This is a genomic window from Arthrobacter sp. NPDC058127, from assembly GCF_042884555.1.
GTDB lineage: Bacteria > Actinomycetota > Actinomycetes > Actinomycetales > Micrococcaceae > Arthrobacter.
Genome location: NZ_JBHVTT010000001.1, coordinates 287,039 through 302,083 on the forward strand (window position 1 = coordinate 287,039; position 15,045 = coordinate 302,083).

The following is a 15,045-nucleotide window of genomic DNA, read 5'->3' on the forward strand; positions in this document are numbered from 1 at the left end:
ATCCACATAACCGGGACGGGGCCTGTTCCCGTTGCGGTGGCCACGCGATGATTGCTGAATGGCCCCGAGATTACCGCCTTCGCAGCAACAGGACTTCCCTGCCCAGGAACTGTACGCGCCCAGCCCGCAGTTCACGTGGGCCGAGCTTCAATCAATGGCTGCGGACGGCGTGCTCACCCCGCTCTACGAGAAGAGCTTCACTCCTTCCGGGCTGGTTGTCACGCCGAAGCTCCGCGCCCGCGCGGCCGCCCTTGCGGTCCCGGATCGCATCCGCAGGAAGGTCATTGCGGGCCGCATGACCGCGGCCTGGATCTACGGTTGCGCGGATGCACCTGAAAGGCTCTCGCTCCTAGTCGATGCCAAACACCGTATATCGAGCGTGCGATCGGCCCGTGGCTGCATCCTGCACGAAGTGCGCTTGGGTCAACTGGACGTGGTCAGCATCGGCGGACTCCTCGTGACCAGTCCCCTTCGGACGGCCGTGGACGTGGCACTTCACGTCGAAGCGGACAGGGCCCTGCCCGCACTGAGAATGCTGTTGTCCCGGGATGAGCTGGGGGTCCGGCTGCGGCTCTTGACCCTCGCAGTGGAGGCGTCCGCGAGGGTCCCCCACAAGAAGGCCGCCTTGCGCAAGCTCGCCACGCTGGCTCAAACCGTTGACGCGATGCCGGCCGAGGCATTCCCACCTGAGGCGGCCGCCTGAGTTGCTACCGTTCAGCTTCTCCTGCGATTGCCCGTGGTCCTGTAGACGTCGAAGACACCGTCGATCCTGCGCACGGCACTGAGCACATGGTGCAGGTACTTCGGGTCGCCCATTTCGAAGGCGAAGCGGGAGATGGCCACCCGGTCGCTCGACGTGTGCACGGAAGCGGCCAGGATGTTGACGTGGTTTTCAGACAGCACGCGGGTAACGTCGGAGAGCAGCGACTTCCGGTCCAGTGCTTCCACCTGGATCTCAACGAGGAAGACGCTGGATTGCGTCGGAGCCCATTCAACCTCGACGATCCGATCGGGCTGGTCCCGCAGATCGGAGACATTCGTACAGTCGGTGCGGTGTACCGACACACCCGAGCCCCGCGTCACGAACCCGAGGATCGGATCGGGCGGTACAGGCGTGCAGCAGCGCGCGAGCTTCACCCAGACATCCCCCACACCCCGGACAATGACGCCGGAATCCGAGTACCGGGTCTTCTGGAGTTGCGAGGGAATACTGACTTCGTCCAGGTCCTCATCGGGCGTCTCGTGGCCGCCAAGGTGCTCCATGAGCTTTTCCATGACGGATTGCGCCGAAGTATGCCCATCGCCCACACCGGCATACAGCCCGGAAATGTCGACGTAGTGGAATTCCTCCGCCACCGTGGACAGGGCGTCATGCGTCATGAGCCGTTGCAGCGGCAGGTTCTGCTTGCGCATGGCCCGGGTCAATTGGTCCTTGCCGCGCTCGATGGCCTCTTCGCGGCGTTCCTTGCTGAACCACTGCCGGATCTTGTTGCGGGCCCGGGCGCTCTTGACGAAATGCTGCCAGTCCTGGCTTGGTCCTGCGCCCTCGGCCTTGGAGGTGAAGATCTCCACCCAGTCGCCGTGATTGAGTTCGCTGTTGAGCGGAACCAGCTTGCCGTTGACGCGCGCACCGATGGTCCGGTGACCCACCTCGGTGTGGACCGCGTAGGCGAAGTCCACCGGCGTCGATCCTGCGGGAAGGGCCATGACTTCGCCCTTGGGGGTGAAGACGAACACTTCCCGGGCATTGATCTCAAAACGCAGCGAGTCCAGGAACTCGCCGGGATCCGACGTTTCCTGCTGCCAGTCGACCAACGAACGCAACCAGCCCATGTCCCCGTCTTTGGGACTTCCCGGGCCTACGGCGGTCCGGTTGGGCTGGTCCTTGTACTTCCAGTGCGCCGCCACGCCATACTCGGCACGGCGGTGCATTTCGTGGGTACGGATCTGGATCTCGACGGGCTTGCCCCCGGGACCGATGACCGTGGTGTGCAAGGACTGGTACATGTTGAACTTCGGCATGGCGATGTAGTCCTTGAACCGCCCCGGAAGGGGGTTCCAGCGCGAATGCAAGGTGCCAAGAGCTGCATAACAGTCACGGACGGAGTCCACCAGGACGCGCACGCCCATGAGGTCGTTGATGTCGTCGAAGTCCTTGTCCCGGACAATCATCTTTTGGTAGATCGAGTAGTAATGCTTGGGGCGGCCAGTGATGGTGGCCTTGATGCGGGCAACGCGGAGGTCTTCGGCAATCTGGTTGCGGATAACGCTCAGGCTCTTCTCGCGCTCCGGAGTGCGGTCCCCCACCATCCGGACGATTTCTTCATACACCTTCGGATACAAGGCGGCGAAGGAAAGATCTTCGAGCTCCCATTTGATGGTGTTCATGCCGAGGCGGTGGGCCAGCGGCGCAAAGATCTCAAGCGTTTCACGCGCTTTGCGTGCGGATGATTCAGCGGAAACAAAACGCCAGGTGCGGGCATTGTGCAGCCGGTCCGCAAGCTTGATCATCAGCACCCGGATGTCCTTGGCCATGGCCACAACCATTTTGCGGACGGTCTCGGACTGTGCCGCCTCACCGAACTGGACTTTGTCCAGCTTGGTGACGCCGTCCACGAGCATCGCGACCTCCGGGCCGAAATCGCGCGTCAGGTCAGCGAGGGTGTAGGGCGTGTCCTCCACAGTGTCGTGCAAGAGGGCAGCGGCCAAGGTTGTGCCGGTGAGCCCCAGTTCGGCCAGGATCGTGGCCACTGCCACGGGGTGGGTGATGTACGGATCGCCGCTCTTCCGCTTCTGCCCCTGGTGGCTGCGCTCGGCTACGGTGAAGGCCCGCTGGATGAGATCGAGGTCTTCCTTGGGGTTGTTGGCCCTGACCGTCCGCAAGAGCGGTTCGAGGATGGGCGAATAGGTGCTCGCGCCCCGCCCAGTCAATTTCGCCAGCCTGGAGCGCGTCCGCTCGCGCCGTCCGGGGAACGTCGGGCGCACGCCCGGGCTGTCCACGGGCACACCATCCACGGTGCTGCCCGTAGCTGCAGTTGCGGTGCCGGCCACGCGGCTCAGGCCGTCCTCTCCGCCCGCCGGCGGCGCCGACGTCGTACGTTCCTCCACAAAAGCACCTCTCACGACTGACTTAATTCTCCCAGTCTATTCCCGCTGGTGACCTCTCCAAGAACCGGTACCCAGATGACGGAGCCGGGAACGCAAAGGGCCGGCCAGCGCTTTTCAGCGGTGACCGGCCCTTCAACGGGAAACCAGGCTATACGGCGGCGGCTTCCGCGCTCGAACTGGCGGCTGCCGCGCGTCGGGTTGCCACCTTTTTGGCCTGCTTCTGCAGCTCCGGTTCACTCTGCCGCAGCCACGCGTAGAGCGGAGCCGCGATGAAGATCGTCGCCGCGGTCCCGATCAGGATGCCGACGAACAACGCCAGCGACAGGTCGCGGAGCGTGCCGGCGCCAAGCAGTCCGGCACCGATGAAAAGAATCGCGGCGACGGGCAATACTGCCACCATCATGGTGTTGATGGAGCGCACCAGGGTCTGGTTGACGGCGAGGTTGACCTCTTCGGCAAAGGTACGCCGGCTGGAGGTGGCGATGTCCGAGGTGTTTTCACGGATCTTGTCGAAAACCACCACGGTGTCGTACAGGGAGTAGCTGAGGACCGTCAGGAAGCCGATGATGGCAGACGGTGTCACCTCGAAGTCGCTCAAGGAGTAGACACCGGCGGTGCTGAACATCGTGACCAGCATGCCGGCGAGGGCAGAGACCGACATCTTCCAGGTGCGGAAGTACAAAGCCATCAAAAGAGCGGCCAGGCCCACGAACACCGCGAGGCCGATCAAGGCCTGCTTGGTGACATCCTGCCCCCAGGTGGGGCCGATGAAGGTCGAGGTGACCTGGTTGTCGGTGACGCCATACGCCTTTGCAAGATCCGTTTTGATCTTGACGGTCTGGTCATCGCTGAGTTTGTCGGTCTGGATACGCATGGTGCTGCCGGCGACGTTGGCGACGCGGGGAACCGCACCGGGTACGACGTCGTGGACCGCCTTTTCGCCTGGGGCGGACTCGGTGGTCTTCACATTGGACACCGTGAACTCGGAACCGCCCCGGAAGTCGATTCCGAGGTTGTAGCCGCCCTTGACCACCGGCAGGAGGATGGAGATCGCCACCGCCACAGCGGCGATGATGAACCAGATCTTCTTGCTGGACACGAAGTTGTAAGAGCGCTTGCCCGTGTAGAGCTCGTTGCCGAACTTTGCGAAGCTCGTGGTCATTACTTCTCCTCCTTGGTGCCGTTGGAAGAACCAGCCAGCTGAGCTTGCTTCTCGGCAAGCCGACGTTCGGCGATGGTCATGCGGCGCTCGGCTTCCGCGGCAGCACCGGTGTTGCGGGCGCGCACGACGGCGGGCTTCTCGGTCGGCGTGCGGAGCCTGCCGGCACCGCGGTACAGCGGCACGGCGCCCAGGCGCTCAGGGTCGAGCCCGGAGAAGCGGTGACCTTCGCCGAAGAACTTGGTCCGGGCCAGCACCTGGAGCGTCGGGTGCGTGAACATGAAGACGACCAGGAGGTCTGCCAACGCGGTGAGGCCAAGGGTGAAGGCAAAGCCGCGGACGTTTCCAACAGCGACGAAGTACAACACCAGGGCAGCGAGCAGGTTGACGGCCTTGGAGGCAAGGACCGTGCGCTTGGCCCGCTTCCAACCATTCGCGACGGCGGACACAAGGCCCTTGCCCTCACGAAGTTCGTCACGGATGCGTTCGAAGTACACGATGAAGGAGTCTGCTGTTTGGCCGATGGCCACGATGAGACCCGCCACACCGGCCAGGGACAGCCGGTAGTTTTCGGTCCAGCCCAGAATCGCGATGGCGAGGTACGTGAGTCCGCCGGCCACCACGAGGGAGAGGATGGTGACGAAGCCCAGGGCCCGGTACTGGAAGAGCGAATAGACCACCACGAGCAGGAGGCCGATCACACCGGCCAGCAGGCCAAGACGCAGCTGCTCGCCACCGAGGGTAGCGGAAATCTGCTCCTCGGACTGGATATCGAAGCTGATGGGCAAAGCACCGTAGCGAAGCTGGTCCGACAACGCCTGTGCGGATGCCTGCGTGAAGTTACCCGTGATCTGCGGCTTGCCATCGGTGATGACGGCGAGGGCGCGCGGCGCGGAGATGACTTGGTCATCCAGGACGATGGCGAACTGGGCCTTGGGGTCGTTGCCGCCCTGTGCCTGGGATGCCACGTAGAACTGGTTGAGCCTCTGCGTAACGTCCTTGAAGGTCTTGGTGGCGTTGGCGTCGAACGTGATCGTCACGCCCCACGCATTGGTGACCGAGCCCTGTGCGCCCTGGACGGGATCGAAGGAGGACGACACGATGTCCTGGCCCTTCACCTCGACCGGGCCAAGGATGTACTTGACGGCAGGAGTCGTTGCCGTTGCCGGCTCGCAAGTCACCAGCGGCTTGGCGGGATCTGACCGAGGTTGCTTGTCCTGGGCGGGATTGGCGCAGTCCAGGGCTTCGAAGGCTTTGTAGACGTCCGCTGTCACCCAGTTGCTGTCGCTGGCGTTGGTTGGCGCAGCCGTGGGCTTGGGCAGGCTTGCGTCCGGCGTCCGCGATGCCACGGGAACGGCCGCAGGGTCTCCCGTGGTGATCACCGGGCGGAAGTTCATGTCGGCAGATGCCTGGATCAGGGCACGGGTTTCCGAACTGGGCGTCCCGGGAAGGCTCACTACGACGTTACGGCCGGACTGGGTGGTGATTTCCGCTTCCGCAACGCCGGAGCTGTCAACGCGTTGGCGAATAATCGCAACGGCCTGGTTCAACTGTTCCTCGTTGATGCCGGTGGATCCTTCGACCTTGGGCGCGAGAATCATTTGCGTGCCGCCCTCAAGGTCAAGCGCGAGCTTTGGAGCCCAGCTTGCATGACCGGTGATGACGCCCCCACCGAGGACTGCTGTCAGTACAGCGAATATTGCGACAAGCCAGATCAGCACCCTGCGGGCTGCATTTTTGTGGCCGGTTCGTGCCATGTTCGATCTTCCTGTTGATGACGGAACAGCCGCCGACATGCACGGGTGAGCGCAGGCCGGCGGCGATTCATTGCCGTAGAACTATTCCCGCTTGTAGAGCGGGTACGGGCTAGTTGTCCTTCTTGCCCTCGTCATTGAGGCGCTTGAGGGTTTCCTCCGGGGTCTCCGCGGATGCCGACGCTTCGGCATCGGCGGCCGTCAGCGACGACGCGTCATCCGGAACGTCAACCGAGGCCTCCTCGGCGGGCTCAACGATCTTGGTAACGGCCTGGCGGTGCACCGTGGCGAGGTTGCCCGGAGACAGTTCAAGGACAACCTTGTTCTCAGCGTCGTCCATCGAGACGATGCGCCCGAACAGTCCGAAACTGGTCATGACGTCAACGCCGGGGGCGAACTGGGACTGCAGCTTGGCCTGCTGTTGCTGCGTCTTCTTGTTGCGGCGGAACATCATGAAGATGAAGACGCCGAGCATGGCGAACAGCAGGATTGTCATTGGATCCACAGGGAAGTTCCGTTCTTTACTTACGTTTTTGGTTTCACGGCCATGTCTGCCCGGTGGATCCGGCGGCCGTGGAGCTTTCGCCCACTTGGCCGCACAATGCTCCGACGTGCGGGCACAGAACCAAGGACTCGAACGTGCCGAGTGTCATACCAGTCTAGAGGGTTAAGCTGAAAGGATCGTGCTATCGGCCGGTGTCGATGCTTTCTGCCCCGTTTTCGCTGTCCTCGAACAACGCCAGCGGGTCCTGCCCGAACACTCCCGCCGGCACCGCATATCCAAGGTGCGTCCATGCTGACGCCATGGCGATCCTGCCGCGCGGCGTCCGCCCCAAAAGGCCTTCGCGCACCAGGTACGGCTCAGCGACCGTCTCGACGGTTTCCGGTTCTTCCCCGACGGCGATCGCAAGGGTGGAGAGCCCCACGGGACCGCCGTTGAATTTGAGGATCAGCGCCTCCAGCACTGCGCGGTCCAAGCGGTCCAATCCACGCTGGTCCACCTCATACATGTCGAGCGCGGCGGAGGCGGCACGGGCATCGATCTGTTCGATGCCGTGGACCAAAGCCCAGTCCCGGACACGGCGCAGAAGCCGGTTGGCGATACGCGGAGTTCCGCGGGAACGGCCCGCGATCTCGCTGAACCCGGCCGAGTTGACCTTGAGATCAAGCAGTCCGGCCGAGCGGCGCAGAACCAGTTCGAGCTCCGCTACGGAATAGAACTCCAGGTGCCCGGTAAAACCAAAGCGGTCACGCAGCGGTCCGGGCAGCAGTCCGGCTCTCGTGGTTGCCCCGACGAGGGTGAAGGGCGGCAACTCAAGCGGAATGGCAGTTGCGCCCGCACCCTTGCCTACCACGATGTCCACCCGGAAATCTTCCATGGCCATGTACAGCATTTCCTCTGCGGGCCGGGACATCCGGTGGATTTCATCAAGGAAGAGCACTTCGCCTTCAGAAAGCGAGGAGAGAATGGCCGCGAGGTCTCCGGCGTGCTGGATGGCCGGGCCGCTGCTGATACGCAAGGGAGCGTTCATCTCGGCCGCGATGATCATGGAGAGCGTGGTCTTGCCCAGCCCTGGAGGGCCCGAAAGCAGGACGTGGTCCGCGCTCCGACCACGCATCCTGGAGGCTTCCAGCACGAGCGAGAGTTGCTTGCGGACGCGGTGCTGGCCTACGAAGTCGTGCAGGTTCTTCGGGCGCAGCGCGGCCTCGATGACGCGCTCTTCGGGTTCCTCTCCCCCGGTAACGAGGGACTGTTCAGCCACGGCTGCCTACCCGGTTTCCGGCGCGGGCCCCGTCCTGCCCAAGCCAGCGCAGGGTTGCGCGCAGGATCTGGGCGACGTTGCCGGCGTCGGCAAGTTCCGGGGAATCGGCCATTGCTTTGTCGATGCTGCCGGCGGCGTCCTTCTCCGACCAGCCTAGGCTCGTCATGGCCGCGACCACCTGCGGCTTCCACACGGACTCGGCCGCGACGGCGGGGGCTGCCCCGGGCGCGGTGCCGTGAGGTACGAGTTTCCCCGCAAGCTCCAGGACGATCCTGCCTGCCACCTTCGGCCCGATACCGGGGACCTTGGTGAATGACTTGGCGTCACCTGAATGCGCGGCCACCCGGATCGCTTCGGGCTCATGGACGGCCAGGACCGCGAGGGCCAGCCGCGGCCCCACCCCGCTCACACTGAGCAGGACATCGAAGACTTCCCGTTCGTCATCGTTCGAGAAACCAAAGAGCGTCAGTGAGTCCTCCCGGACGATCAACGAAGTGAACAGCTTCGCTTCCTCGCCGACATGCAGGTGGCTGAGCGTTTGGGGCGTGGCGTAAACACTCATTCCGGCACCGTTGAGATCGATGACGGCCGTGGAGAGACTGACGTGTGCCACGGTTCCGCGGAGAAAACTGATCAAGACCCGGCTCCTGAAGTACTGCCCCGTGCGGCTGCGCCGCGGGCTATCCGAACATATCTACGAATACCCTAGCAAGGGCCGCCGACAATTACCGGGCGCGGCGCGCTTTCGCCTCGGCTTCAGCCCACGCCCGCTGGGCGGGCGTCAATGCGCTGCTACCTGGCCCGGTGGTAGCAACTGCGGCACCGCTGCCGGCCCGCCACGCGTGGGTGACAGCGAGGGCCAACGCGTCCGCGGCGTCGGCCGGGCGGGGCGGGGCGTCAAGACGAAGGATTTTGGTGATGAGTTTCGTCACGGCTTCCTTGTTGGAGGTGCCGCTTCCGGTGACGGCAGCTTTGACCTCCGACGGCGTGTGGAGCGCCACCGGGATGCCGCGCCGCGCAGCGGCCGCGATGACCACGCCGGACGCCTGGGCGACGCCCATGACCGTGCTGACGTTCAACTGGGAGAAAACCCGTTCGACCGCAAGCACGTCGGGTTTGTACAGGTCCAGCCATTCATCGATGGCCTTGGCGATGACCAGCAGGCGCTGGTCCAATGATTGCTCCGGGGAGGTTCCCACGACGCAGACGGCCACCATGGTGGCGCGGCGGTTCCGTTCGACGTCGACTACTCCGATGCCGCAACGGGTGAGGCCCGGATCGACTCCCAATACGCGAAGAGTCAAGTCCGGGCCTCCCTGTTTGTTGTCAGGCTATGTCGCAAAAGGCACTACTCGGCTTCGAGCGCAGCCTGGACTTCCTCGCTCATGTCCGCGTTGGTGTACACGTTCTGGACGTCGTCGAGATCCTCGAGGGCGTCGACGAGCTTCATGAACTTCTTGGCGCCGTCGAGGTCCAGCGGCACCTGCATGGACGGGACGAATTCAGCTTCGTCCGTCTCGTATTCGATGCCGGCTTCCTTGAGGGCTTCGCGGATTGCGGGGAGATCGGTGGGCTCCGAGTGGATTTCCCAGGTGTCGCCGTTGTCCTTGACTTCCTCGGCGCCGGCGTCGAGCACAGCCATCAGGATGTCGTCTTCGCTGAGCCCGTTCTTGGGCAGGTTGACGACGCCCTTGCGGGTGAAGAGGTAGCTCACGGAGCCGGGGTCGGCAATGGTGCCGCCGTTGCGGGAGATGGCGAGGCGGACCTCGGAGGCGGCACGGTTCTTGTTGTCCGTGAGGCACTCGATCAGAAGGGCGGAACCCTGCGGACCGCGAGCTTCATACATGATCTCCGTGTAATCGACGACTTCGCCGGTCAGGCCGGCTCCGCGCTTGATGGCGCGGTCGATGTTGTCAGCGGGGACCGACGTCTTCTTGGCCTTGGTGACAGCCAGTTCCAGGCTGGGGTTGCCCGCAAGGTCCGGGCCGCCCATGCGGGCCGCGACTTCGATGTTCTTGATCAGTTTGGCGAACGACTTGGCCCGGCGGCTATCGAGGATGGCCTTCTTGTGCTTGGTCGTCGCCCATTTGGAGTGGCCTGACATGCTTTAAACTTCCCCTCTGATCATTCGAATAAACAGTTCATGCACGCGCTTCTCCCCAGTCACTTCCGGGTGGAAGGAGGTGGCCAGCAACCGACCTGAGCGCACTGCAACAATTCTAGCCAACCCATGCAAAGTGTCCGTGTGGGTCGCCTTTCCCGGTTCTACCTGGGCAAGGATCTCGACGCCGGGACCGACCCGTTCCACCCACGGTCCGCGGATGAAGACGGCGTGGACTGGGTCGACGCCGGACTCGCCTGCACTGAACTCGAGGCCTTTGAAGTCAAGGTCGGTTTCGAACGACTCGCGCTGCCGGCCGAAGGCGTTGCGGCGCACCGTGATGTCCAATCCACCGAAAGTCTGTTGCGGATTCCCGGCCAGGTCCGTGGCGGGGTCGGCGATATCGTCCGCGAGCAGGATCATGCCGGCGCAGGATCCATAGACCGGCAGCCCGGACGCGATCTGCTTGCGGATGGGATCGGCGAGTTCGAAGATGCGCGCCAGCTTGTCGATGGTGGTGGACTCGCCGCCCGGAATGATGAGGCCGTCAATGTCGTCGAGTTCCGCCGGACGCCGGATGCCGACGCCGGTGGCACCGGCCGCTTCGACGGCGTGGATGTGCTCACGAAAATCGCCTTGTAGGGCGAGGACGCCGATGCGCAGGCCCGAGCCCACGCTTGATGACGCCTCGGAAGGGGGATTGGTCATTCGACCATCATAATGCGCCTCCACCGCCGGGCTCGCCCTGCAACCCCATGGCAGCCTTGCGGCACGTGGTTTATGCACCAACTGGGATATATTACAGAGCATGTTTTCGTTCACCGTTCCGCTCGGCAAGCTGGTCCGTGCTGTGTCCCGGCTTCGCGGCGGGGGTTCGGCTTTGCCTGGCCTCGTGGTCGAGAAGATCGACCCCGGCTTCATGCAGAGGACCCTGTCCTCGCTCCCCCACGGCGTGGCTGTGGTGAGCGGAACCAACGGCAAGACGACCACCACCAAAATGGTGGTGGAGCTCCTCGAAAGCCAAGGCCTTAAGGTCTTCACCAACCGCACGGGCAGCAACTTCACCCGAGGCGTGGCAGCTGCCCTTCTGGGTGAGGTGGACTGGCGCGGCAGGCTGGATGCCGACGTCGCGGTATTGGAACTCGACGAGGCGCATGCCGTGCATTTCGTGAACAAGGTCCCGCCGCGCTATTGCCTTCTCCTCAACGTCCTGCGCGACCAACTGGACCGTTTCGGCGAAATCGACACCACCGCGCTGCTCCTCCAGCGCATTGCTGAGCGCACCACCGGGACCGTGGTCTTGAACCGCGAGGATCCCCGGGTCGCCCGTATTGCCGGAGCCGTGAGCGGCCCCGAGGTGCTCTACTTCGGATTGGACGAATCGCTCCGCAGCACCTTCCCGAACGACGACGACATGCGGGCCGCGGCTTCGGAAACCAGCGTTCGCGGTGACGTTCCCGCCGTCGAAACAGCCGACGTCGTACTCCGCCGGGTTGGTACGGACGACGCCGACTTCGAGTTCGACGGAACCCGTGTGTCCACGCACATGAAACTCCGCGGCGTCTACAACATCTTCAACGCCGCCGCCGCGCTGGTGCTGGCCAGGAGCATCACCGGGGCAAGCGGACGGCCCGGCGATGCCGCCAAGCTGGTCAAGGCGCTCTCCGAGGTGGCTCCGGCATTTGGCCGCGGCGAGAGCCTGACGGTGGATGGCCAGCCCCTTGAGTTGGTGCTGGTAAAGAACCCGAGCGGTTTCCGCCTGGGCCTGAAGTCATTCCCGGCGAAGGGCTACGCGTCCATGATCGCCATCAACGACAACTATGCCGATGGCCGTGACATGTCGTGGCTCTGGGACGTTGAATTCGAATCCCTGCGCGAGGACGGCGTCGAGGTCCTCAGCGGTGTCCGTGCGTACGACATGGCCCTGCGCCTCCAGTACGACGAGGTCCGCTTCGGCTCCGTGAACACGGACATCCCTGCGGCCTTGGCTGAATTCATCCGGGGGTCGGCGGGCAAGCCGAAACGCGTGTTCTGCACTTACACCGCGATGTTGGCCATCCGGCGTGAACTCTCCAAAATCACCACAGTAGAGGTGGTCTCATGACCCCGGCCGAAGACACCACCCTCCACGCCAGCAAGGGCAACATCCGGGTCCTGCAGCTGTACCCCCGCGACATGAACATCTACGGGGACTGGGGAAACGCACTCGTCTTGAGGCAGCGCTTGCTCTGGCACGGATATACGCCCGAACTCCTTGAATACAACGTGGGCGACGACTTCCCCGAAGATGTCGATCTCATTGTGGGCGGTGGCGGACAGGACAGTGGCCAGGTCGTCATCCAGGACGATCTCCAGGCACGCGGCGAGCAGCTCCGCGGGATGGCCGAGGACGGAACGCCCATGCTGGTTATCTGCGGGCTCTACCAGCTTTTCGGCAAGTTCTTCAAGACGAAGAGCGGCCCTGTTATCCCCGGTATCGGCATCCTTGACGTCGAGACCGTCGGTACCGACGAACGCCTCATCGGAAACGTCACCCTCACCTCGCCCGAGTTCGGCGAAATCATGGGCTACGAAAACCACAGCGGACAGACCTCCCTGGGCCCCGGCGTCGAGCCCCTCGGCACCGTGTCCAAAGGTGCCGGCAACAACAGCAAAGACAACCATGAGGGGGCCAGGCACCGGAATGTTGTTGCCAGCTACCTCCACGGTTCCCTGCTGCCCAAGAATCCTGCCATCGCCGATTTCCTGATCCGGACCGCCGTCGAACGCAAGTACGGTACTTTCGTCCCCGGAACGCCCGACGACGACTTTGCCCGCCTCGCGCGCGAACACGCGGCACGGCGGCCGCGCTAACACGGGAAAACCGTTGTGGGCGGGGGCCCTGCATGAAAGGGTTGCTTCATGACGAACCCTCTCTTGGAGCCGAGTACCCTTCCCTACGGATTGCCGCCCTTCGCAACAATCCACGACAGCCACTACGCCGAAGCCGTAGACGCGGGGCTCGCTGAGCACCTGGCCGAGATCCAATCCATCGTGGACAATCCCGAGCCCGCTTCCTTCGAAAACACGGCGGTTGCGATGGAACGCTCAGGACGCCTGCTGGAGCGGGCATCGGCATCCTTCTTCACATTGGTTTCCGCCGACGCCTCGGAGGCCATCCGCGAACTCGAAACCGAGCTGTCTCCCCGCTTCGCGAGCCATCGGGACGCGGTCTATCTCAACCGCGGACTGTACGAGCGATTCGCGGCCGTAGACACCTCAGGACTCGATGACGAATCCATCCGGCTGGTGCAGGAGTACCTCCGCGAATTCCGCCAGTCGGGCATCCAGCTTGATCCAGATGACCAGGAAACGCTCAAGAGCCTCAATGCGGAGCTGTCCCGTCTGGGAACGGAGTACGGGCAACGCGTCAAGGAAGCCATGAAGGCCGCCGCCCTTGTGGTGGATGACGCCACGGAACTTGCCGGCCTGCCGGCGGACGAGATCGCCAGTGCCGCCGAGGCAGCACGCACCGCTGGACACTGGGGGAAATACCTCCTGACCCTCATACAGCCGAGCAACCAGCCTGCTTTGGCTTCTCTGCAGGACCGCGAGCTCCGCCGTCGCCTCTATGAGGCATCCCTTGCGAGGGGCAGCGACGGCGGCAGCCTGGACGTGATGGAGCTAGCGAAGGCGATGGTGCGTCTGAGGGCAGAGAAGGCGACACTCCTCGGGTTCGGCAACTACGCCGAACTCGTCATGGACCGCCAGACCGCCCCCGATTTCGCGGCCGTTCAGGCGATGCTCAACCGGCTCGCTCCTGCAGCCATCCGCAACGCCGACGCCGAAGCGGGCGCCTTGGCGGAGAGCGCAGGCCACCCGCTGGAAGCCTGGGACTGGGCGTATTACTCCTCGAAGGTCCGCCGGGAGCGGTACGAGGTGGACGAACAGCTGCTACGGCCCTATTTCGAATTGGACCGGGTACTGGTGGACGGAGTGTTCTTCGCAGCCACGAGCCTCTTCGGTATTACTTTCCACGAGCGGGAAGACCTTGAGGGGTACCACCCCGACGTCCGGGTCTGGGAGGTGCGAAACGAGGACGGCTCCGAGCTTGGCCTCTTCCTTGGCGACTACTACGCTCGGGACTCCAAGCGCGGCGGCGCCTGGATGAACTCGCTCGTCGAGCAGTCAGCTTTGCTAGGTACCAAGCCGGTTGTGATCAACAACCTGAACATCTCCAAACCGCCGGCCGGAGAACCCACCCTGCTTACCCTGGACGAGGTCCGGACCACGTTCCACGAGTTCGGCCATGCCTTGCACGGACTCTTCTCCAACGTCACGTATCCACGGTTTTCCGGAACATCGGTCCCCCGGGACTTCGTGGAGTATCCGTCACAGGTCAACGAGATGTGGATCATGTGGCCCGAGATTATCGGCAACTACGCCCGGCACTATGCCACCGGCGAACCGCTCCCCCAGGACATCATTGACCGCCTCAACGCGTCCAAGCTCTGGGGCGAAGGTTTTGCCACCACGGAATACCTCGGGGCGGCCCTGTTGGACCTGGCCTGGCACGTGCTGGACGTCGACGGCGTTCCTCAGGACGCGCAGGACTTCGAAGCCAAGGCATTGGCTTCGGCCGGTGTGGCGCACTCCCTCATACCGCCCCGGTACCGCACAGGGTACTTCCAGCACATCTTCGCCGGGGACTTCTACGCGGCGGGGTACTACTCCTACATCTGGAGTGAAGTGCTCGACGCGGAAACTGTCGACTGGTTCACGGAAAACGGCGGACTGCTGCGCAAGAACGGCGAACGATTCCGCTCGGAGCTGCTCTCCCGAGGCAACAGCCGGGATCCACTGGAATCGTTCCGCACGCTCCGCGGCCGCGACGCCGCCCTGGAGCCCCTCCTCAAGCGCCGCGGCCTCGAATAGGTGGGCTGGCCGACCCAACTAGCTAGCAGTTGTTGTCGTTATGGAGCCTCATAACGACAACAACTGCGAGTCAGTTGGGTTAACGGACGACGCCGGCCGGTCACCGAAGAAGGTGACCGACCGGCGTCGTACTTAGCGGGAGAGCGAGGCGGGCACTGATCCGGCAGCCTGCGTAAAAGGGCCCCCGCCCTATGCCGTTGCAAAGCCGCGGCAGCGGGCCGCGGGGAATAGCAGGCCGAGGATCGG

13 protein-coding genes are annotated in these 15,045 nt (G+C 63.7%); 4 read left to right on the plus strand and 9 right to left on the minus strand.

What is annotated here, in order from left to right; all coding sequences use genetic code 11:
- Window positions 1-58 precede the first annotated feature (58 nt).
- Window positions 59-703 (plus strand): hypothetical protein, encoded by a 645-nt coding sequence (locus ACFVTG_RS01370; RefSeq protein WP_390277410.1) that lies wholly within the window; start codon window positions 59-61, stop codon window positions 701-703.
- Between the two features lie 11 nt (window positions 704-714).
- Here ACFVTG_RS01370 and ACFVTG_RS01375 read toward each other — a convergent pair whose 3' ends face one another.
- The 9 genes from ACFVTG_RS01375 to pdxT form a co-directional block, all read right to left on the minus strand.
- On the minus strand, window positions 715-3,108 hold the full coding sequence (locus ACFVTG_RS01375; protein WP_390277926.1) for a RelA/SpoT family protein: 2,394 nt from the start codon (window positions 3,106-3,108) through the stop codon (window positions 715-717).
- A gap of 148 nt (window positions 3,109-3,256) precedes the next feature.
- On the minus strand, window positions 3,257-4,270 hold the full coding sequence (gene secF / locus ACFVTG_RS01380; RefSeq protein WP_390277412.1) for a protein translocase subunit SecF: 1,014 nt from the start codon (window positions 4,268-4,270) through the stop codon (window positions 3,257-3,259).
- The gene (secD, locus tag ACFVTG_RS01385; RefSeq protein WP_284754934.1) at window positions 4,270-6,024 is read right to left on the minus strand and encodes a protein translocase subunit SecD; all 1,755 of its coding nucleotides are present in this window, start codon (window positions 6,022-6,024) and stop codon (window positions 4,270-4,272) included. The genes secF and secD overlap by 1 nt, the downstream gene beginning before the upstream one ends.
- Window positions 6,025-6,133: 109 nt before the next feature.
- Window positions 6,134-6,517, minus strand: a complete 384-nt coding sequence (gene yajC, locus ACFVTG_RS01390) for a preprotein translocase subunit YajC (RefSeq protein WP_284754953.1) — start codon at window positions 6,515-6,517, stop codon at window positions 6,134-6,136.
- Window positions 6,518-6,707: 190 nt separating this feature from the next.
- On the minus strand, window positions 6,708-7,784 hold the full coding sequence (gene ruvB / locus ACFVTG_RS01395) for a Holliday junction branch migration DNA helicase RuvB (protein ID WP_390277414.1): 1,077 nt from the start codon (window positions 7,782-7,784) through the stop codon (window positions 6,708-6,710).
- On the minus strand, window positions 7,777-8,421 hold the full coding sequence (ruvA, locus tag ACFVTG_RS01400) for a Holliday junction branch migration protein RuvA (protein ID WP_284754937.1): 645 nt from the start codon (window positions 8,419-8,421) through the stop codon (window positions 7,777-7,779). The genes ruvB and ruvA overlap by 8 nt, the downstream gene beginning before the upstream one ends.
- A gap of 88 nt (window positions 8,422-8,509) precedes the next feature.
- Complete coding sequence (gene ruvC, locus ACFVTG_RS01405; protein ID WP_078108969.1) at window positions 8,510-9,088, minus strand: crossover junction endodeoxyribonuclease RuvC; 579 nt, start codon at window positions 9,086-9,088, stop codon at window positions 8,510-8,512.
- A gap of 44 nt (window positions 9,089-9,132) precedes the next feature.
- Window positions 9,133-9,888 (minus strand): YebC/PmpR family DNA-binding transcriptional regulator, encoded by a 756-nt coding sequence (locus ACFVTG_RS01410; RefSeq protein WP_284754939.1) that lies wholly within the window; start codon window positions 9,886-9,888, stop codon window positions 9,133-9,135.
- Between the two features lie 3 nt (window positions 9,889-9,891).
- Window positions 9,892-10,593, minus strand: a complete 702-nt coding sequence (gene pdxT, locus ACFVTG_RS01415; RefSeq protein WP_236810687.1) for a pyridoxal 5'-phosphate synthase glutaminase subunit PdxT — start codon at window positions 10,591-10,593, stop codon at window positions 9,892-9,894.
- Window positions 10,594-10,693: 100 nt separating this feature from the next.
- Here pdxT and ACFVTG_RS01420 point away from each other — a divergent pair, with 100 nt between their 5' ends.
- From ACFVTG_RS01420 to ACFVTG_RS01430, 3 genes are read left to right on the plus strand one after another with little or no spacing between them, the layout of a single operon-like run.
- A complete protein-coding gene (locus tag ACFVTG_RS01420; protein ID WP_390277417.1) occupies window positions 10,694-11,989 on the plus strand; it encodes a MurT ligase domain-containing protein in 1,296 nt (431 codons plus the stop codon).
- The gene (locus ACFVTG_RS01425) at window positions 11,986-12,738 is read left to right on the plus strand and encodes a type 1 glutamine amidotransferase (RefSeq protein WP_390277419.1); all 753 of its coding nucleotides are present in this window, start codon (window positions 11,986-11,988) and stop codon (window positions 12,736-12,738) included. The genes ACFVTG_RS01420 and ACFVTG_RS01425 overlap by 4 nt, the downstream gene beginning before the upstream one ends.
- 48 nt (window positions 12,739-12,786) lie before the next feature.
- Window positions 12,787-14,799 carry a M3 family metallopeptidase gene (locus ACFVTG_RS01430; protein WP_390277421.1) on the plus strand — a complete coding sequence of 671 codons (2,013 nt, stop codon included), beginning with the start codon at window positions 12,787-12,789 and terminating at the stop codon, window positions 14,797-14,799.
- Window positions 14,800-15,045: the final 246 nt, after the last annotated feature.